At 72.1% G+C, this 18,674-nt stretch carries 19 protein-coding genes, 1 tRNA gene and 1 pseudogene; 15 read left to right on the top strand and 6 right to left on the bottom strand.

What is annotated here, in order from left to right; translation table 11 throughout:
- Window positions 1-109: 109 nt before the first annotated feature.
- A tRNA-Leu gene (locus ACTJJZ_RS01490) sits at window positions 110-191 on the bottom strand.
- Window positions 192-300: 109 nt separating this feature from the next.
- Here ACTJJZ_RS01490 and ACTJJZ_RS01495 point away from each other — a divergent pair.
- Genes ACTJJZ_RS01495 through ACTJJZ_RS01525 form a run of 7 tightly spaced genes read left to right on the top strand, consistent with a single transcriptional unit; the run spans window position 301 to window position 4,802 of the window.
- Window positions 301-1,467, top strand: coding sequence for a CpaF family protein (locus tag ACTJJZ_RS01495; protein WP_440719390.1), 1,167 nt, complete (start codon window positions 301-303; stop codon window positions 1,465-1,467).
- The gene (locus ACTJJZ_RS01500) at window positions 1,464-2,318 is read left to right on the top strand and encodes a type II secretion system F family protein (RefSeq protein WP_440719391.1); all 855 of its coding nucleotides are present in this window, start codon (window positions 1,464-1,466) and stop codon (window positions 2,316-2,318) included. The genes ACTJJZ_RS01495 and ACTJJZ_RS01500 overlap by 4 nt, the downstream gene beginning before the upstream one ends.
- On the top strand, window positions 2,315-3,241 hold the full coding sequence (locus tag ACTJJZ_RS01505; RefSeq protein ID WP_440719392.1) for a type II secretion system F family protein: 927 nt from the start codon (window positions 2,315-2,317) through the stop codon (window positions 3,239-3,241). Before ACTJJZ_RS01500 ends, ACTJJZ_RS01505 begins: the two co-directional genes overlap by 4 nt.
- Window positions 3,242-3,277: 36 nt before the next feature.
- Window positions 3,278-3,466, top strand: a complete 189-nt coding sequence (locus tag ACTJJZ_RS01510) for a hypothetical protein (protein WP_440719393.1) — start codon at window positions 3,278-3,280, stop codon at window positions 3,464-3,466.
- Between the two features lie 7 nt (window positions 3,467-3,473).
- Entirely contained in the window at window positions 3,474-3,890 is a 417-nt protein-coding gene (locus tag ACTJJZ_RS01515) for a TadE/TadG family type IV pilus assembly protein (protein ID WP_440719394.1), read from the top strand.
- Entirely contained in the window at window positions 3,853-4,362 is a 510-nt protein-coding gene (locus ACTJJZ_RS01520) for a TadE family protein (protein ID WP_440719395.1), read from the top strand. The genes ACTJJZ_RS01515 and ACTJJZ_RS01520 overlap by 38 nt, the downstream gene beginning before the upstream one ends.
- A gap of 5 nt (window positions 4,363-4,367) precedes the next feature.
- Window positions 4,368-4,802, top strand: a complete 435-nt coding sequence (locus tag ACTJJZ_RS01525; RefSeq protein WP_440719396.1) for a pilus assembly protein TadG-related protein — start codon at window positions 4,368-4,370, stop codon at window positions 4,800-4,802.
- A gap of 6 nt (window positions 4,803-4,808) precedes the next feature.
- Here ACTJJZ_RS01525 and ACTJJZ_RS01530 read toward each other — a convergent pair whose 3' ends face one another.
- The 3 genes and pseudogenes from ACTJJZ_RS01530 to ACTJJZ_RS01540 all read right to left on the bottom strand — a co-directional run bounded on the left by ACTJJZ_RS01530 (window position 4,809) and on the right by ACTJJZ_RS01540 (window position 7,677).
- Window positions 4,809-5,366 carry a diacylglycerol/lipid kinase family protein gene (locus tag ACTJJZ_RS01530; RefSeq protein WP_440719397.1) on the bottom strand — a complete coding sequence of 186 codons (558 nt, stop codon included), beginning with the start codon at window positions 5,364-5,366 and terminating at the stop codon, window positions 4,809-4,811.
- A gap of 85 nt (window positions 5,367-5,451) precedes the next feature.
- A pseudogene (locus tag ACTJJZ_RS01535) lies at window positions 5,452-6,345 on the bottom strand (phosphatase PAP2 family protein); the annotation flags it as partial.
- Between the two features lie 114 nt (window positions 6,346-6,459).
- The gene (locus ACTJJZ_RS01540; protein WP_440719445.1) at window positions 6,460-7,677 is read right to left on the bottom strand and encodes an MFS transporter; all 1,218 of its coding nucleotides are present in this window, start codon (window positions 7,675-7,677) and stop codon (window positions 6,460-6,462) included.
- A gap of 177 nt (window positions 7,678-7,854) precedes the next feature.
- Between ACTJJZ_RS01540 and prfB the strand changes: the two genes are divergently transcribed.
- The 5 genes from prfB (at window position 7,855) to smpB (ending at window position 11,708) form a co-directional block, all read left to right on the top strand.
- On the top strand, window positions 7,855-8,964 hold the full coding sequence (prfB, locus tag ACTJJZ_RS01545) for a peptide chain release factor 2 (RefSeq protein ID WP_440719398.1): 1,110 nt from the start codon (window positions 7,855-7,857) through the stop codon (window positions 8,962-8,964).
- A 77-nt stretch (window positions 8,965-9,041) separates the two neighbouring features.
- Complete coding sequence (locus ACTJJZ_RS01550) at window positions 9,042-9,185, top strand: hypothetical protein (RefSeq protein WP_440719399.1); 144 nt, start codon at window positions 9,042-9,044, stop codon at window positions 9,183-9,185.
- Window positions 9,186-9,255: 70 nt separating this feature from the next.
- A complete protein-coding gene (gene ftsE, locus ACTJJZ_RS01555; RefSeq protein ID WP_440719400.1) occupies window positions 9,256-10,269 on the top strand; it encodes a cell division ATP-binding protein FtsE in 1,014 nt (337 codons plus the stop codon).
- The gene (gene ftsX, locus ACTJJZ_RS01560; protein ID WP_440719401.1) at window positions 10,266-11,180 is read left to right on the top strand and encodes a permease-like cell division protein FtsX; all 915 of its coding nucleotides are present in this window, start codon (window positions 10,266-10,268) and stop codon (window positions 11,178-11,180) included. The genes ftsE and ftsX overlap by 4 nt, the downstream gene beginning before the upstream one ends.
- 51 nt (window positions 11,181-11,231) lie before the next feature.
- Window positions 11,232-11,708, top strand: coding sequence for an SsrA-binding protein SmpB (gene smpB, locus ACTJJZ_RS01565; protein ID WP_440719402.1), 477 nt, complete (start codon window positions 11,232-11,234; stop codon window positions 11,706-11,708).
- Between the two features lie 29 nt (window positions 11,709-11,737).
- Here smpB and ACTJJZ_RS01570 read toward each other — a convergent pair whose 3' ends face one another.
- A complete protein-coding gene (locus ACTJJZ_RS01570; protein WP_440719403.1) occupies window positions 11,738-13,618 on the bottom strand; it encodes a S9 family peptidase in 1,881 nt (626 codons plus the stop codon).
- Window positions 13,619-13,742: 124 nt separating this feature from the next.
- Between ACTJJZ_RS01570 and ACTJJZ_RS01575 the strand changes: the two genes are divergently transcribed.
- Window positions 13,743-14,723 carry a methylenetetrahydrofolate reductase gene (locus tag ACTJJZ_RS01575; protein ID WP_440719404.1) on the top strand — a complete coding sequence of 327 codons (981 nt, stop codon included), beginning with the start codon at window positions 13,743-13,745 and terminating at the stop codon, window positions 14,721-14,723.
- A gap of 37 nt (window positions 14,724-14,760) precedes the next feature.
- Window positions 14,761-17,082 carry a 5-methyltetrahydropteroyltriglutamate--homocysteine S-methyltransferase gene (gene metE, locus ACTJJZ_RS01580; protein ID WP_440719405.1) on the top strand — a complete coding sequence of 774 codons (2,322 nt, stop codon included), beginning with the start codon at window positions 14,761-14,763 and terminating at the stop codon, window positions 17,080-17,082.
- A gap of 138 nt (window positions 17,083-17,220) precedes the next feature.
- Here the strand turns inward: metE and lexA are convergent, their stop codons facing one another.
- The gene (gene lexA, locus ACTJJZ_RS01585) at window positions 17,221-17,907 is read right to left on the bottom strand and encodes a transcriptional repressor LexA (protein ID WP_440719406.1); all 687 of its coding nucleotides are present in this window, start codon (window positions 17,905-17,907) and stop codon (window positions 17,221-17,223) included.
- Window positions 17,908-18,238: 331 nt separating this feature from the next.
- On the opposite strand from lexA, the gene ACTJJZ_RS01590 reads away from it, so the two are divergent.
- Window positions 18,239-18,655 (top strand): LysM peptidoglycan-binding domain-containing protein, encoded by a 417-nt coding sequence (locus ACTJJZ_RS01590; protein WP_440719407.1) that lies wholly within the window; start codon window positions 18,239-18,241, stop codon window positions 18,653-18,655.
- The last annotated feature ends 19 nt before the right edge of the window (window positions 18,656-18,674 follow it).

Consider the following 18,674-nt stretch of genomic DNA (forward strand, 5'->3'; position numbering starts at 1 on the left):
CCGGCATCCGTTGAAGTCTAGAGCGGTCGAGCGTCGCCCGGCTGGGAGGCAGCCTGCAAGGGCGTCGATGCGGGCGCCGCGACGGCCTGAGACCGACGGCGCGGTGCTGTGCGGAAGGTGGGACTTGAACCCACACGCCCGGAGGCACAGGAACCTAAATCCTGCGTGTCTGCCAATTCCACCACTCCCGCGAGTGCGACCAGTCTACTGAGGGCCTGCGGAGGCGGCGTTCCGGGGCTCGCGACGGCGGTCTGTGGATAACTTGCGCGGCCGATCCGCGGATCCTGCGACGATGCCCGGGTGAGCCTGTCCACCGCCGCCGTCACCGAGCGGGTCCGCGCCCGGCTGCGTGCCGAGCGCACGGATCCGTCTGTCCATCCGGACGAGGCGCGCCGCATCGCGCAGTTCGAGGTGCGCCGGCACAACGACCAGGCGCTCGCGCGGGGCACGGCCACGATCGACGACGAGGCGGCGTGCGTCCGCGACATCCTCGCCGGAGTCGCCGGCTACGGTCCGCTGCAGCCGCTCCTGGAGGACCCCGAGATCGAGGAGATCTGGCTGAACGGTCCGAATCGTGTCTTCGTGGCGCGGGAGGGGAGGAGCGAGCGCGTTCCGATCAGCCTGACCGAGGCGCAGCTGCGCGACATCGTCGAGCGCATGCTGCACAGCACCGGCCGCCGCGTCGACATCGGGCAGCCGTTCGTGGACGCCTCCCTGCCGGACGGCTCCCGCCTGCATGTCGCGATCGCCGACGTGGTGCGGGGATCCTGGGCCGTCAACATCCGCAAGTTCCTGCCCCGCTATCGCAGCCTGGACAGCCTGGTCGCGCAGGGCATGGTGCCCCGCTCCGTCGCCGAGCTGCTCTCCGGGGCGATGCGGGAGGGGCGCAGCGTCATCGTCTCCGGTCCGACCCACGCCGGCAAGACCACGCTGCTCGCCGCGCTGGTCGCGGAGTGCGCGGAGCAGCGCGTGATCACGGTCGAGGAGACGTTCGAGCTCGGCGTCCAGGCGCCGGACCTCGTGGCGCTGCAGGGCCGGCAGGCGAGCCTGGAGGGCACGGGCGAGATCACGCTGCGCCGTCTCGTGAAGGAGGCGCTGCGCATGCGCCCCGACCGACTCGTCGTCGGAGAGGTGCGCGACGCCGAGGCGCTCGACCTGGTGCTCGCGCTGAACACCGGGATCCCGGGAGCGGCCACCGTGCACGCGAACTCGGCCGCCGAGGCGCTGGAGAAGCTGTCCATGCTGCCGCTGCTGGCCGGCCGGAACATCGACCGGGGGTTCATCGCGCCCGCTCTCGCCGCGTCGATCGATCTGATCGTGCACTGCCGACGCGACGCCGACGGCAGCCGCCGCCTGATCGAGGTGATCGAGCCGCTCGGGGTGGATGAACACGGCCGGATCCGGCATCGGGTCGTGCACGGCGAGGCGGAGCGGGCCCCCCGGGCGTTCCCGGAGCGGATCGCATGACGCTGCTGCTGGGTGCGCTGCTCGCCTCCGGAATCCTGCTCGCCGTGTCGCCGTGGCTGTGGCCGCCGCGCGATCGCGTCGACCGTGCACCTCGCGCCGGGGCCGCCACCCGGCTGCTGCGCGAGGCGGGCTTCCGCACCGACGCGCGCGTCCTCGTCGTCGCCGTCGTGGCCGGTGGGCTCGTCGCGGGCGCCCTGGCGTGGTCGATCACCGGGACCGCGGCGTTCGCGCTGGTCCTCGCCCTCGCGGGCGCGGCGGCGCCGGTGATGTTCCTGCGCGGCCGCCGGCAGCGCCTTCTGCGGCTGCGGCGGGGGCTGTGGCCGGACGTCTGCGATCTGCTCATCGCGTCGATCCGCGTCGGCATGCCCCTGCCCGACGCGGTGGCGGCGCTCGGTGAGGCCGCTCCCGCGCCGCTGCGACCGGCGTTCGCCGCGTTCTCCCGCGACCTGCACGCCACCGGACGCTTCGACGCTGCGGCCGTGACCCTCAAGGAGGCGCTCGCGGATCCGGTCGCCGATCGCATCGTGGAGACGCTGCGGATGGCGCGCGAGGTGGGCGGCACCGAGCTCAGCGCCGTGCTGCGCGCGCTGTCCGGATCCGTCCGTGCGGAGGCCGCGCTCCGTGCGGAGGTCGAAGCGCGCCAGTCCTGGATCCGTGGGGCGGCGGTCCTCGGCGCGGTGGCGCCCTGGGTCATCCTCGTCCTCCTGCTGCTGCGACCGGAGGGGGCGCGGGCCTACACCAGCCCCGAGGGGGTCGCGCTGATCCTGGGAGGGGCGGCGGTCTCCTTCGTCGCCTTCCGGATCATGCTCCGCATCGGTCGTCTGCCCGAACCGCGGCGGTGGTTCCGGTGAGCGTCCTCTCCGACCTCGCGGTCGCGGTGCTGCTCGGCGGCGTGCTGGGCGCCGGATTCCTCCTGGTCCTGGCTGCGTTCCCGCGCTGGCGGTCGGCGGGCCTCACCGCCCGGATCGCACCGCATCTGCGCGACATCGCCGATTTCGGCGACGCGACGGACCGGGTGCCCTGGCGCATGCCGGCCGGTGGCTCCTGGCCGGAGCGGATCAAGAGCGCGTTCGCCCTGTTCGGCGGCGGAGACGCCGGGATCGCGCTGCGCATGGCGCAGGCCGGCCTGCCCGACGGGCCCGCCCGGTTCCGCAGCCGGCAGCTGGTGTGGGTGCTGGCCGGACTCGGAGCCGGCGCCGCGGTCACCGTCGTCCTGGTGCTGGCCGGACGGCTGTCGCCCCCGGTCGTCCTGCTGCCCGTGCTCACGGCGGCGATCGCCGGGGTGGGGTGCGAGGCGCTGCTCGGGGCCAGGGCGAAGGCGCGCCTGGCCCGCCTCACCGAGGAACTGCCGACGGTGCTCGAGTTCCTCGCGCTCTGCCTGTCCGCGGGCGAGGGGCTGCCGGACGCGATCCGACGGGTCGCCGCGGCAGGATCCGGGGAGCTCAGCGCCGAGCTGCGGACGGTGGTCCTCGCGGTCAACACCGGGTCCTCGCTGGCGGATGCCCTGGGCGACTGCGCGCGCCGGCTGCAGATCTCCGCGCTGACGCGCGCGACGGATCAGATCGTCGCCGCGCTCGAACGCGGTGCTCCGCTCGCCTCGGTGCTGCAGGCGCAGGCCTCGGATGCCCGCGAGGAGACCAAGCGCGGCCTCATCGAGCAGGCAGGGCGCAAGGAGATCCTGATGCTGTTGCCGCTGGTCTTCCTCATCCTCCCTCTGAGCGTGCTCTTCGCCGTGTTCCCCGGCGTCTTCATCCTGCGAATCGGGCTCGGCTAGAGCCCTCGACCTCGGCCTCCACGGAAGGAACCGCCCATGTACACCGACTCTGAAGCCGCGCTGAGCGACGCCGCGCTCGCCGACGACCCCGAGCGCGGCGACGTGCCCGGATGGGTTCTGATCACCCTCATGACCGCCGGATTGGTCGTGCTGATCTGGGCCGTCGCCGGTCCTGCGCTCACGAACCTGTTCGAGCAGGCGATCGCGCGCGTCAGCGGAATCTGAGACGACCATGCAGGACCGCCGGCAGGGCGTCGAGGCGTTCGACGACCGGGGCTCGAGCCCGGTCGAGTTCGTGCTCGTCGGGGTCCTGCTGACCGCGCTCACCCTCGGCGTCGTCCAGTTCGCGCTCGTCCTGTACGTCCGCAACGTCGTGCACGACGCCGCCGTCGAGGGCGCGCACGTGGCGGCGCTGGCGGACACGGACCCCGGGGAGGGGGTGCAGCGGACCGCCCAGGTGATCGGCCGCGCCGTCGGCGCCGATTACGCGCAGGACGTGAGCGTCCGGGAGACGAGCGCGCTGGGTGTGCCGACCGTCGAGATCACCGTGCGGACGACCCTGCCGCTGATCGGCTTCCTCGGGGCGCCCTCCGGGTTGGAGGTGACCGGCCGTGCTCCTGTGGAGAGCCTCACCGCCGACGGTCCCTGACGGGCACCCGGCGGCGGTCGACGGCCGTTCCGGTGCGGACGCCGGGGACCGGGGATCCGCGGCGCTGGAGTTCATCGGACTCGGCGTGATCCTGCTGGTCCCGCTCGTCTACCTCGTGCTCGCCCTCGGTACGATCCAGGGCCAGGTGCTCGGCGTCGAGTCGGCGGCCCGGCACGCGGCGCGCACGATGAGTGCCGCGACCGACGCCGTGGATGCGGACGCGCGCGCCAGCGCCGCCGTGCAGGCGGCCATCGAGGAGTACGGCATGGATCCGGCCGGTGTCGCCGTCGACGTGCAGTGCGCGCCCGCGGGCGCAGCCTGTCCCTCCGCGGGGGCGACGGTCGTCGTGACGGTGAGCGGGCGCGTTTCGCTGCCGCTCCTGCCGCGACTGTTCGGGCTCGATCGCGTAGGCAGCGTGCCGGTGCAGGCATCCTCCGCCTACAAGGTCTCGCGCACCTGGACGGGCGGATGAAAGGCATGGACCACGGGGCGCCGAGCCGTCCGTTCCTCGAGGACGAGCGCGGCAGCATCATGCCGTTGATCCTCGGCTATCTCGTCCTCGCGATCGCGCTCATCTACGTGTGCGTGTGCGCGACAGACCTGTACATCGCGCAGAAGCGGCTCGACTCGATCGCCGATGCCGCAGCTCTCGCCGGCGCCGACGGATTCCGGGTGCAGGTCGACGGTGACGCGATCCGTGCCGAGCTCGACGACGCGGAGATCGCGCGGCAGGCGATCGCCGTGATCGGGATCGTCGACGACGGTGCCGAGCTGGTGTCGGCGGACAGCCCCGATGGCGTCTCCGCGCGGGTCACCGTGCGAACGGGCTGGACCCCGCCTCTGCTCAGCGACGTCGTGCCGTCGATGGTGACGATCAGTGCGACGGGGACGAGCCGGACCGCGTTCGAGTAGCGGCCGTCAGTTCCCGCGGCGCAGCCGGTACACGGTCAGCGCGCGCCGCACCGCCCTGACGCGCAGGACGTCCGCGGCCTCGCCCACCTCGCCGTCGCGGGCGATGCACTCGGGGCCGCGGGGGAGCGCGATCTCGAGCTCGGGGGCGGAGATCTCGTGATACTGCTTCACCCGCGGCAGCTGACCGGTGAGCGTCGCGAGCAGGACGACGAAGCGCGACCAGCGGTCGGACACGTCCAGGATCCGCACGTCGAGAAGGCCGTCCTGGAGATCGTCGCGCACGCTCGGTGCGAAACCTCGAGGCTCGTACCGGCCGTTGCCGATGAACAGCAGGCTCGACTCGCGGGTCGTGCCGTCCACGGTCACGGCCACGCTGCGATCCTTCTTCAGCGTGCGCCAGCCGGCGACGAGCGCCGCAAGCGGCTTCCCGATCCGCTTCTCCAGGCCGATGCGGATGCGCACGAAGTCGGTGTACGCACCGACGCTGGCGGTGTTGAGGAAGATCCGCTCGTTCAGATAGGCGACGTCCACCCTGTCGGCGGTGCCGCGTCGGAGGGCCTGCACCGTGCGCGCTGCGCGGTCGGCGCCGATGGTCCGGGCGAACGCCGATGGTCCGGGCGAAGTGGTTGAACGTTCCGGCGGGGAACACCGCCAGGGGAAGATCCTGCTCGACGGCCACGTGCGCCGCCGCCGCCACGGTGCCGTCTCCACCGGCGACAGCGAGCACCGCCGCGCCGTCGGCGGCTGACCGCATGACCGCATCGATGTCATCGCCGCGGCGCAGCTCGACCACCCGCATGTCCGGCAGCGCGCGACGCAGGCTTCGGGAGAGTGCGCTGCCGCGACCGCCGTGCGAGGCCGGATTGACCACGAGCGTCACCCCCTCGCCGCGAGGACGGGGCGGCAGCTGGTCCAGCTCGCGGGGCGACGACGCGGTGGGCGGTGACACGGGCGGCACGAGACGGCGGCCCGCCGCAGCCACCGCGCTGCCGAGGACGAAACCGGCGGCGACGTCGGAAGGGTAGTGCGCACCGGTCGCGATCCGGGAGAAGCCGACCAGCCCGGCCAGCACGCCCAGCGGGACGCCGGCTGCCGGCAGCTCGACGGCGACGCCCGCAGCGAAGGCCGCGGCGCTCGCCGAATGCCCGCTCGGGAACGAGGAGGAGAGCGGCTCCCGGCGGGAGAGCCGGCCGATCGGGATGAGCGCACGGAGGGGCCGCTCGCGGTGGTGCAGCCGCTTGGCGAGCTGATTGGCGATGAGACTCGTCGTGCCCAGCGTGAGGACGCCGCGCAGCGCGCCGCGCCGGGCGCGGCTGCGGCCGGTGAGATACAGGCCGCCGGCGATGGCGAGCCACAGCATCGAGTGGTCGGCCGCATTCGTGAGCTTCGGCATCCACTGGTCCAGCAGCGGGCTCGGCGTCGACGCGAGCGCGGAGAAGACGGCGGTGTCCACCGCGCGCACCTGCGTGCGGGCCTCGGCGGCAGCTCCGCGGATCCTGTTCTCGTCTCCGCGGATCCTGTGCTCGTTCCTGCTGCGTGCCATCGGACACCCCCTCGGCGTCAGGTTAGCGAAGAGGCGCGGAGAGGAGCTGGGGGGTTGTGGTCTCGCCGCCGGCTGTGGTGAGGGCGTTCCCACGCGGCGGCGCGAGCGGGAGGCTCACTTCGCGGACTGCCGTGGCACGAACCGGGGGATGTAGCGAAGGAAGCCGATCGCGCCGAGCACGCCGATCGCGCCCATCGCGGCCGCCCCGATCGCGAGCGAGCTGAGCGCCGCGATCCCGGAGAACACCAGGGGAGCGATCGCTCCGCCGGCATCCGTCAGCGTGCGCCAGGATCCCAGGAAGGCGGCGGGCTCCGTCTGCGGCGCGACGTCGGCGCCGAGGGTGAGCAGGATCCCGCTGGACAGGCCGTTGCCCACGCCGAGCACAGCCGCGAGCATGCCGAACCAGAGCACCTTGGTGCCGGCGTCGTGGGTGAGGGAGAGCACGAGGAAGCCGGCGCCCATGAGCACCATCGCGGGCAGCGCCGCCCAGAGCCGGCCGAAGCGGTCCATGACCTGCCCGCTCGCGTAGAACAGCGCGAAGTCGATCGCGCCGGACACGCCGACCACGAGCGCGATCGAGGACGCGTCCAGCCCGATCGACACGCCCCACAGCGGCAGCACGACCTGGCGCGCCGAGCGTACGGCCGACAGGCAGGCGGCGGCGAGCCCGAGCCGCGACAGCACGCCGCGGTTGCGCCACATGGTCCGGAAAACTCCCGCCCGCTCGATCGTCGGGATCGAGCCGCTGACGGCCTCCCCGGTGTCCTCGGTGGCCATCGGGGCGCGATCGTTCGCCGCCTGCGTCTCCGGATCCGGTCCGAACAGCACGAGCACGATCAGCGCGACCAGGCACACCACGAAGAACCACAGCGCCGCGTTCTCGGTGTGGAACAGGGCGAGCAGCCCCGCCGCCACGAACGGTCCCACGAACATGCCGGCACGGAACGATCCGCCCAGCAGCGACAATGCCCTGGCGCGGAACTCGAGCGGCACGCGCGTGGTCATGAAGGCGTGGCGGGCCAGGCCGAACGCCGCCGCCGACATGCCGACCACGAACACGGCCGCGCTGAACAGGGCGAGGCTGGGCGCGAGCGCGCTGCCCACCACGCCGATCAGCGACACCGATCCGGCGATCACCATCGTGATCCGCTCGCCCGCCCTCGCCACCAGCCAGCCCGCCGGGATGTTGCCGCAGAGCTGACCGACGACAAGGGCCGAGGCGATGAGGCCCGCCGAGGCGAGCGTGGCGCCCCGGCCCGCCGCGATCACCGGGATCAGCGGCACGACAGCGCCCTCGCCGAGCGAGAACAGCAGCGTGGGCAGATACACCATGGGACCGAACTTCCACAGCACGTCGACTGCTCGCCGAGGGATCGCCGGTTCCGCCACGCCTCCACGCTAGACCCGAATCCACCGGTCGACGGCCGGGGCCGTGGGCGCCGCTCGATCGGATCGGCGGGGAGAACCTCTGGTTCGCCGGGCCCGCGCCGCGCGATACGCTGGAGTGCCATGCTCGAACTTGATCTCTCCGCCGAAATCGCGGCCCTCCGTCAGACCTTCGGCGACATCCGCGAGGTCGTCGACGTCGAAGGACTCCGCGCCGACATCGCACGCCTGAGCGAGGAAGCCGGCGTTCCCGACCTCTGGGACGACCCGGAGAAGGCGCAGAAGGTGACCAGCGCCCTCAGCCACCGCCAGTCCGAGCTCAAGCGCGTCACGGAGGTGGAGCAGCGCCTGGACGACCTCGAGGTGCTGATCGGTCTCGCCAACGAGATGGAGGACGAGGACTCCGCCGCGGAGGCGCGCGCCGAGCTCGCCTCGCTCACCGAGACCATCAACCAGCTCGAGGTGCAGACACTGCTGGACGGCGAATACGACGAGCGCAGCGCGATCATCACGATCCGCTCCGGCGCGGGCGGCGACGACGCCACCGACTTCGCCGAGATGCTGCTGCGCATGTACCTGCGCTGGGCGGAGCGGCACAAGTATCCGGTCAAGGTGATGGACACGTCCTACGCCGAGGGCGCCGGCATCAAGTCCACGACGTTCGAGGTCGACGCGCCGTACGCGTTCGGCACCCTGTCGGTCGAGGCCGGCACGCACCGTCTCGCGCGGATCAGCCCGTTCGGCTCCGCGGACAAGCGGCAGACCTCCTTCGCGGCGGTCGAGGTCATCCCGCTCATGGAGGAGGCGACCGAGGTCGACATCCCCGAGGGCGACATCCGGGTCGACGTCTTCCGCTCCTCCGGCCCCGGCGGCCAGTCGGTCAACACGACAGACTCCGCCGTGCGCCTCACGCACCTGCCGACCGGCATCGTCGTCTCGATGCAGAACGAGAAGTCGCAGATCCAGAACCGCGCCGCCGCCATGCGCGTGCTGCAGACCCGCCTGCTGCTGCTGCAGAAGGAGGAGGAGGCCGCGAAGAAGAAAGAGCTCGCCGGCAACATCACGGCGAGCTGGGGCGATCAGATGCGCTCCTACTTCCTCTACGGCCAGCAGCTCGTGAAGGACCTGCGCACCGGCTACGAGTCCGGAAACCCCTCGACCGTCTTCGACGGCGACCTGGACGGCTTCATCTCCGCGGGCATCCGCTGGCGCAAGCGCAAAGACGAGGACTGAGCAGCGCCCGGGACGCGCGGCGCGCCCCGGGGGTAGAATCGTTGCTTCCCTGGATGCTCGATGAGAGCGGGTGAGCGATGAGCACGACCAGAACCTGGCGAACGGCGGGCATCACGGCCGGCGTTCTCCTGCTGTTCGGTGCGGCGATGACCATCCTCGCGGCGGTGATCGGCCTGGAGCCGTCGAACTCGTCCCGCGCTGAAGATCCAGCCACCTCATAGCCGCGCGCGAACGGCGCAGCGGGGTGTCGCTCTTCGGCTCCGCGCGGCGCCCGCTTAGGCTCTAGACGCCATGATCCGATTCGAGAACGTCACGAAGCGCTATCGCGGGACGAAGCGCCCCGCGCTGTCCGGGGTCGATTTCGAGGTGCTGCGAGGCGAGTTCGTCTTCCTCGTCGGCGCGTCGGGCTCCGGGAAGTCGTCCTGCCTCCAGCTCATCCTCCGCGAGGAGTCGCCCAGCTCGGGCCGCGTCGCCGTGCTCGGCCGCGACCTGAAGACCATCGCCAACCGCAAGGTCCCCTACTTCCGGCGGAACATCGGATCCGTCTTCCAGGACTTCCGGCTGCTGCCGTCGAAGACCGTGTACCAGAACGTCGCGTTCACCCTGCAGGTGACCGGCGCCTCGCGCGGGTTCATCCAGCAGGCGGTGCCCGAGGCGCTCGCCCTCGTCGGCCTCTCCGGCAAGGAGAAGCGACTGCCGCACGAGCTCTCCGGCGGTGAGCAGCAGCGCGTGGCGATCGCCCGCGCGATCGTCAACCGACCGCAGATCGTGCTCGCCGACGAGCCGACCGGAAACCTCGACCCGGCCACCTCGGTCGACATCATGCAGCTGCTTGCCCGGATCAACGCGGGCGGCACGACCGTGCTCATGGCCACGCACGAGGCCGGCTTCGTCGACCAGATGCAGCGCCGCGTGATCGAGCTCCGGGACGGCGAGATGGTCCGCGACGAGGTCGGCGGCGGCTACGGCGACACCTCCAACGTGCCGCGCCTCACCCCCGAGGCGATCAAGGGCGCCGCGGCCACGGCCGCCCTCACGGCCGTGCTCGAGGTGCACCGCGAGACGGAGGCGGCGATCGCCGAGCCCAACCGCCCGGGCACCGCGGGGCCGACGTTCGCGCAGGAGCGCCCGCATCAGCAGGATCCCGCCGCGCAGCCCGCGCAGGCGACCGTGAAGCCGGCGGACGAGGCGCGTCCGGTGACGCATCCGATCACGGTCCCGGCCGTCGAGCTCGCCGAGCTCGGCGTGGCAGACCGGCTCGGGCTCGATACCGGCGACGACGAGGAAGTGGGTCCGACGTCATGAGGTTCGGACTCATCATCGGCGAGGCCCTCACCGGGCTCCGCCGCAACGCGTCGATGGTCATCTCCGTCGTGCTGGTCACCTTCGTCTCGCTCACCTTCGTCGGTGCCGCGATCCTGATGCAGGGGCAGATCGGCACGATGCGGGCGTACTGGCAGGACCGCGCCCAGGTCGCGATCTACCTGTGCTCCTCGGTGTCGACGTCCGCCGACTGCGCCGGAGCGCCGGCGACGCAGGACCAGATCAACGCCGTGCGGGCCGAGCTCGAGGGCAGCACGCTCAAGCCGCTGATCACCAAGATCGACTTCCAGACCGCGGACCAGGCCTACCAGGACACGCTGAAACTCGTCGGCAAGGACTACGCCGGCGTGCTGACGGCGGACCAGGTCAACGCCGTGTTCAAGGTGAACCTGAAGGACCAGACCCAGTCTCCCGTGATCGTCGAGGCGTTCGCGGGCGTCAAAGGCGTGGACGAGGTGAAGGATCAGCTGGAGTATCTGGATCCGCTCTTCAACGCGCTCACTGTCGCGACCTACATCGCAGTCGGGATCGCCGTGCTGATGCTGATCGCGGCGGTGCTGCTGATCGGCACCACGATCCGGCTGTCGGCGTACGCGCGGCGGCGGGAGATCGGCATCATGCGCCTGGTGGGGGCGTCGAACCGGTTCATCCAGACCCCGTTCGTGCTCGAGGGCGTGTTCGCGGCGGTGATCGGGTCCGTGCTCGCGAGCGCCGCGGTGCTGCTCGGCGTGCAGTTCGGCGTGCACGACTACCTGAGCAAGCGGGTGCCGTTCATCACCACCTGGGTGGGACTGCAGGACGCGGCCCTCGTGGTGCCCGTGCTGATCGGGATCGGCGTGATCCTCGCCGCCCTCAGCGCCGGGTTCGCGATCCGCCGCTGGCTGCGCGCCTGATAGGCTGACTGGCTGCCGTGCGCCCGCACGGCACGGAATCAGGAGATCGTCATGCCCAGGGAACGCGGGGAGAAGGTCATCGCGACCAATCGTCGCGCACGTCACGACTACAACCTCGAGAAGTCGTACGAGGCGGGACTCGTGCTCACCGGCACCGAGGTCAAGTCGCTGCGCCAGGGGCGTGCCAACCTGACCGACGGCTACGCGTTCATCAAGGGCAACGAGGCGTTCCTCGACGCGGTGCACATCCCGGAGTACTCGCAGGGGCACTGGACCAACCATTCCGCCAAGCGGATCCGCAAGCTCCTCCTGCACCGCGAGGAGATCGCGAAGCTCTCGCATGCGGTCTCCGCCGGCGGCTACACGCTCATCCCGCTGCGGCTGTACTTCTCGGACGGCCGGGCCAAGGTCGAGATCGCCCTGGCCAAGGGCAAGCGCGAGTACGACAAGCGGCAGACCCTGCGCGAGCGCCAGGACACCCGCGAGGCCGAGCGCGCCATGCGCAGCCGCAACCGCATGGGGGAGTGAACCCGGCCGGTTGCGGCGCTCGGGGACCGCTACGGCTGCGGGTCGAACCCGAACACCGCGGCCAGGAAGCGCAGCTCGGCCTCCGTCGCGGCGATGATCGTCTCCGCCTGACGGAAGCCGTGGCCCTCGCCGGGGAACAGCACGTAGTCGTGCGGCACTCCGCGTGCGGCGAGCGCGTCCCTGATCGCCTCCGACTGCGAGGGCGGCACGACCGCGTCGTCCTCGCCCTGCAGGATCAGCACCGGCACGTCGATCCGGTCGGCGTGCGTCAGCGGGGAGCGTTCGAGGTAGACCTGCTGGGCCTCGGGCAGCGGCCCGACGAGCCCGTCCAGGTAGTATCGCTCGAAGTCGTGCGTGTCCTCGGCGAGTCGGCGCAGGTCCACGACGCCGTAGCGGTCGATCCCGGCCGCGAACGCGCCGCCGCGCACCAGGGCGGACAATACGGTCCAGCCGCCGGCGGACCCGCCGCGGATCGCGATGCGCGCGGGATCCGCGATCCCCGCGTCGGACAGCCCCTGCGCCGCGGCGAGCACGTCGTCGACGTCGACGACGCCCCACTGCCCGTCCAGGCGCTCACGGTACGCGCGCCCGTAGCCGGTCGATCCGCCGTAGTTGACCTCGAGCACGCCGATGCCGCGGCTCGTGAAGTAGCTGATCCAGCCCGCGTGGGCCCCGGTGGCGTGCGCAGTCGGACCGCCGTGCACGTGGACGATGTAGGGCGGCAGGGTGGCCGGATCCGGATCCACGTCCGGGTTCGCGGGCGCGTGGTCGAAGGCGTGCACAGGCCCGTGCGGACCGTCGAACGTGACCGGCCGGGCGCCGGGGACCCAGGCCGGGTCCACCCGGTCGCCGCCCCGGAGAGGGCGCACGGCGCCGGAGTCGACGTCGAGCTCCCAGAGGCCCGGAGTGACCTGCGCTCCCTGAGCCGTGATCAGCACCAGGGATCCGCGCGCGTCCTCGAGGCTCAGCTCGGCGTCGAACGGGACGGTCAGCTCGCGGACGCGCGGCTCGGCCTCGCCGGCGACCTGCTCGATGAGCACGAGGCCGTCGGAGCCGTTCGTGCGCACCGCCAGGATCCGCCCGTCCTCGAGCAGCCGTGACCAGCGCTGCCCGAGCACCCAGAGTCCGCCGCCGGTGTCGGCGTCCGTCGGCGCGACCGGCCGCGGCTGCCCGTCCGTGCGCACCCGGTACAGGTTCCAGCGCCCGGTGGGGTCGTCCGCGAGGAGGAGGTCCTCGTCGGACAGCCATTCCGGCTGCAGCGCGGTGCGGGCCGGCAGGACCGTGCGCGCCGCGCTCCCGAGGTCGACGACGACCGCCTCGGCGGTCTCCCACGGCATCCGCCGCTCGTCCCACGCGACGTACGCCAGGCGGGAGCCGTCGGGGGAGAGGGCAGGATGTGCGAAGAAGCCCGGCCCGCGCGCGATCACTGCGATCGCGCCGTCGTCCTCGGCGCCGGAACCGTCCAGCGGGATCTCCACGATGGCCCGCTCGTGCGGCGTGGGCCGCAGATCCTCGCGCACGGCGAACAGCCGGCCCTGCTGCACGCGCAGGCCGCCGTGGCGCGGCCCCGGCACGGTGAGCGGGACCGGTGCGTCGGCACCCGGGTCCAGCCGGTGCACGCGCTGATCCTCGCCGTCGACGAACAGCAGCGCGCCGTCGGGGGTGACCGTCCACGCCCCGCCGCCGTACTCGTGCACCCGCGAGCGCGCATTCCACGGCGCCGGCAGCACCTCGTGCACGGTGCCGTCCGGGTCCTCGCGGAGCACGGTCATCCGCCCGCGGTCCTGCGGCACCGACTCGCTCCACCAGATCGCCTCGTCGGAGTAGCGGGCTCCGTCGATCCGGACGCCGGCGACGGCGAGATCGGCGGCGGACAGCGGAGAGGGCCAGGAGCCGTGCGGGGCGGTCATGGCTCGAGCCTAGAAGAGTGTCCGCCGGGCGGCGCCGCGCCAGGACCGACACATCGTGAAACACAGCGGGCCCCGCGCGCGCGCACGCTTTAGCGTGGGGGGACCGCACCCACCTTGGAGACCGATGTCCTTCGACGCGCCGCCGTTCGCCCCGACCGGGGCCGTCTCGCCGCGCGTGCCGATCTCCTTCGAGCTGTACCCGCCGCGCACCCCGGCCCCCGTCGAGGCGCTGCACGAGACGATCCAGCGACTCGCCTCCGTGTCGCCGCGGTTCATCTCCGTGACGTACGGCGCCGGCGGATCCGTCGGCGGTCGCTCGCTCGACGTGCTGCGCTACATCCGTGCGCACACCTCGGTCGAGCCGCTCGCCCACCTCACCTGCGTGGGCAACACCTACGCGGGCGCGTCACGGTTGATCCGGGAGTTCCTGGATGCCGGCATCATCAGCTTCCTCGCCCTGCGCGGGGACCCGCCGCTCGACGAGACCGAGCCGTTCCTCGGCGATCTGGAGAGCTCCGCGCAACTGGTGCAGCTCATCGACCGAGCCCAGGCCGAGCGCGCCCCCTACACCGAGCGGCCCATCCCCGGCGTCCCCGGCGCGGTGCAGGTGACGCCCCGCAAGAAGGTCAACATCGCCGTCGCGGCGTACCCGAACGGGCATCCCCGCTCCGCCCATCGCCACCAGGACGTCGAGGCGCTGCTCGCGAAGCAGGCCGCGGGAGCGACCCTCGCCATCACCCAGCTGTTCTTCCACGCCGACGACTACTTCGCGTTCGTCGAGCGGGCGCGCCGGGCCGGCGTGACGATCCCGATCCTGCCCGGGATCATGCCGATCACCTCGCCCACGCGGCTGCGGCGGGTGCTCGAGCTGAGCGGCGAGGAGCTTCCCTCCGCGCTGTCGATCGCGCTCGAGGTGGAGCCGACCGTCGAGGGCCGCACGGAGATCGGCGTCGCGCACGCGGCGGCCCTCGTGCGCGAGCTCGTCGACGGCGGCGCCCCCGGCGTGCACCTGTACGCGTTCAACCAGCACCGCACCGTGCTCGGCGTCCTCGAGGACGCCGGCATCCTGCCCGCCACCGCCTCCCGAACCAACGGCGCGCGCTGAGCCGCCTTCCCTCCCCCTTCCGTCAGAGAGGACCGTCATGACCGCATTCCCCGAGGGCACGATCCTGGGCTACCCCCGCATCGGCCGCCGCCGCGAGCTGAAGAAGGCCGTCGAGGCGTTCTGGGCCGGGCGGATCGACGAGGCCGCGCTGGAGGCCACCACGGCGGAGCTCCGTGCGGCCACGCGCGAGCGCCTCGCCGCCCTGGGCCTCGGCCGCGCCGACTCCGCGATCCCGGAGTCGTTCTCCTACTACGACCAGGTGCTCGACGCCGCCGTCACGGTCGGCGCGATCCCCGCGCGCTTCGAGGACCTGCGCTCCGCCGACGGCACGATCGGCCTGCCGGCGTACTTCACGATCGCCCGCGGCGAGGGCGACCGCGCGCCGCTCGAGATGACCAAGTGGTTCGACACGAACTACCACTACCTCGTGCCGGAGATCGGCCCCGACACCGTCTTCTCGCTCTCCAGCGACCGGATCGTGCGCCAGGTGCGCGAGGCGGCCGACGCCGGCTTCCTGACTCGCCCCGTCGTGGTCGGGCCGGTCACGTTCCTCGCGCTGGCCAAGGCCGCCGACGACGCCCCCGAGGGCTTCGACCCGCTGTCGCGCCTGGACGACCTCGTCCCGGTGTACGCCGAGCTGCTCGCCGCGCTCAAGGCCGCGGGCGCGGAGTGGGTGCAGCTCGACGAGCCCGCGCTCGTGAGCGAGTCGCTTCCCGCTTCGGTGGCCGACCTCGGCGCGGCCGCCGAGCGCGCCTACGCGGTCCTCGGCGGTCTCGCCGAGCGTCCGGCCATCTTCGTCGCCGCGCCCTACGCCGCGCTCGACGCGAACTTCGCCGTGCTCGCCGCCGCGCCGATCGAGGCGATCGGCCTGGACCTGGTCCGCGGCACCGTGCCCGCCGCCGTCCCCGGGCTGTCGGACAAGGTTCTCGTCGGCGGCGTGATCGACGGCCACAACATCTGGCGCGCAGACCTGTCCGCCGCCTTCGACACGCTCGAGGCCCTGCGCGGTCTCGGCGCGGCGGGCGTGGCGGCTTCCACCTCGACCTCGCTGCAGCACGTGCCGCACGACGTCGAGGACGAGTCCAGGCTCGACGCGCGGCTGGTGAGCTGGCTCGCATTCGCCGACCAGAAGGTCGCGCAGGTCGTCACGCTCGCCCGCGGCCTCGCCGAGGGTCGCGTCGCGATCGCGGCCGAGCTCGACGCCGCGTCGGCGGCCCTCGCTGACCGTCTCTCCGCGCCCGGTGTGCGCGTGGACGCCGTCCGCGCCCGCACAGCCGCGCTGACCGGCGCCGACTTCGACCGCGGCGACTACGACGCCCGCGTCGCCGCGCAGGACATCGCCCTGGACCTGCCGGCGCTGCCGCTGACCACGATCGGATCCTTCCCGCAGACCGGTGACATCCGCCGCGCCCGTGCGCAGTTCACGAGGGGCGAGATCACTGCGGACGAGTACGACGGCTTCCTCCGCGAGGAGATCGGCCGCGTCGTCGCGCTGCAGGAGGAGCTGGGCCTGGACGTGCTGGTGCACGGCGAGCCCGAGCGCAACGACATGGTGCAGTACTTCGCCGAGAACCTCGACGGGTTCGACGTGACCGAGAACGGCTGGGTGCAGTCGTACGGATCCCGCGCCACCCGGCCGTCGATCCTGTGGGGCGACGTGTCCCGCCCGGCGCCGATCACCGTCGCCTGGTCGCAGTACGCGCAGTCGCTCACCGCGAAGCCGATGAAGGGTATGCTGACCGGCCCGGTCACGATCCTCGCCTGGTCGTTCGTGCGCGACGACCAGCCGCTCGCCGAGACCGCGAACCAGGTGGCACTGGCGCTGCGCGACGAGATCGCCGACCTCGAGGCCGCCGGCATCGGCGTGATCCAGGTCGACGAGCCGGCGCTGCGCGAGCTGCTGCCGCTGAAGAAGGCCGACCAGCCCGCGTACCTGGACTGGTCCGTCGCCTCGTTCCGCCTCTCCACGGCCGGGGCGGCGACGGCCACGCAGGTGCACACCCACCTGTGCTACTCGGAGTTCGGCGTGGTCATCGACGCGATCCGCGCCCTGGACGCCGACGTGACCTCGATCGAGGCCGCGCGCAGCCGGATGGAGGTCGTCACCGACATCGCGGCGGCCGGCTTCGACCACGGCATCGGCCCGGGCGTGTACGACATCCACTCGCCGCGCGTGCCGCAGACCGCCGAGATCGAGGCGCTGCTGCGCCGCGCCGTGCAGGAGATCCCGACGCGTCAGCTCTGGGTGAACCCGGACTGCGGCCTGAAGACCCGCGGCTACGAGGAGACCAACGCCTCGCTGCGCAACATCGTCGAGGCCACCCGCCGCGTCCGCGAGGACGTCGTCGTCACGGCCTGACCGGCTTGCATCGGACTTCTACGTCGAGGCCCCCTCGTAGCGCCGAGGCCCCCTCCCANTGCTGAGAGGGGGCCTCGACACGGAAAGGCCGCGGGCGAGCGGGCGGGCGCGCGGGCGAGCGAAAAGGGGCGGCTCGGATCAGACCGCGCGCAGCACCGCGACGACCTTGCCGAGCACCACGGCGTCGTCGCCGAGGATGGGCTCGAAGGCGCTGTTGCGGGGAAGCAGCCAGACGTGGCCGTCGCGACGGCGGAACGTCTTCACCGTCGCCTCGCCGTCGAGCATCGCGGCGACGATCTCGCCGTTCTCCGCCGTGCCCTGGGAGCGCACGACGACCCAGTCGCCGTCGCAGATCGCGGCGTCGATCATCGACTCGCCGGAGACCTTCAGCATGAACAGGTCGCCCTTGCCGACCAGCTGGCGGGGGAGCGGGAAGATCTCCTCGACCTGCTGCTCGGCCGTGATCGGCACGCCCGCGGCGATCCGGCCCACGAGCGGCACCAGCGCCGCGTCCCCGACGGAGGGGCCCGAATCGGCGGGGTTCTCGGTCGAGAAGCCCGGCAGGTCGATGAGCACCTCCATCGCGCGGGTCTTGCCGGCGTCGCGGCGCAGGTAGCCGCTCAGCTCGAGCTGCCCGAGCTGATGGGTCACGCTGCTCAGCGACTTCAGGCCCACCGCGTCGCCGATCTCGCGCATGCTCGGCGGATAGCCGTTGCGCGCGATCGAGGACTGGATCACCTCGAGGATGGCCATCTGCTTCGCGCTGAGGCTCTTCCGGCGCCGCGTCCGCGGAGCCTCGGACTCGGTGGTCGCGCCGTCGCTCATGCCGTCTCCTTCGTGTGCGCGATGCCCTCAACGTGGCCGGACCGGGGCGTCATCTGCTCGAACCGCGGGAGGCGATTCGAATGTCGGTGGTCCGTGATGAGGTCTGTACATCGAAACCGTATCCGAGAACCGCGCGGATTCGGAAGATCTGTTCGAGTGTGTCGGAGTTGTCGTCGAGACGATCTTCGAAGAACGGTTGACAGATGTTCGACCTCGAAAGTATCTTCGGAACGTAGGTTCGCCTCCCCAGAGGCCCGGAGCGAGATTTCCTCAGACAGAGGGACCTCCTCCGGGGGGAGGCGGACCGACAGCAGATCTAAGGAGAAGCACCATGAGCAGCGTCACCTTCGCCACGAACCGCCCGGTCCTGGGCCGTCCCGCCCTGGGCCGTCCCGCCCTGAGCCGTTCCACTGCGGCCCGGCGCGGGACGCGGCTTCGGATCACCGTGCGCGGCCGACGCGTGCTGGCGGCGCTGGTGACGCTGCCGATCGCCGGCGCGATCGCGTTCGCGGCAGTGAGCGGCGGATCCGCGCTCGCGTCCGGCGAGGTCTCCGGCACGAGCACGTTCGCCACCGTGACGGTCCAGCCCGGCGACACGCTGTGGTCGATCGCCGGCGAGATCGCGCCGCAGGCCGACCCGCGCGACGTGGTCGCGGAGATCTCGACGCTGAACGTCATCGACGGCGGTGCGATCAGCGTGGGCCAGCACCTCGCGATCCCCGCGAAGTACTCCTCGACGGGCCGCTGAAGCAGTCCTCGCGGGGGGC

Source organism: Microbacterium sp. 22242 (genome assembly GCF_052045495.1).
Classification (GTDB): Bacteria; Actinomycetota; Actinomycetes; order Actinomycetales; family Microbacteriaceae; genus Microbacterium.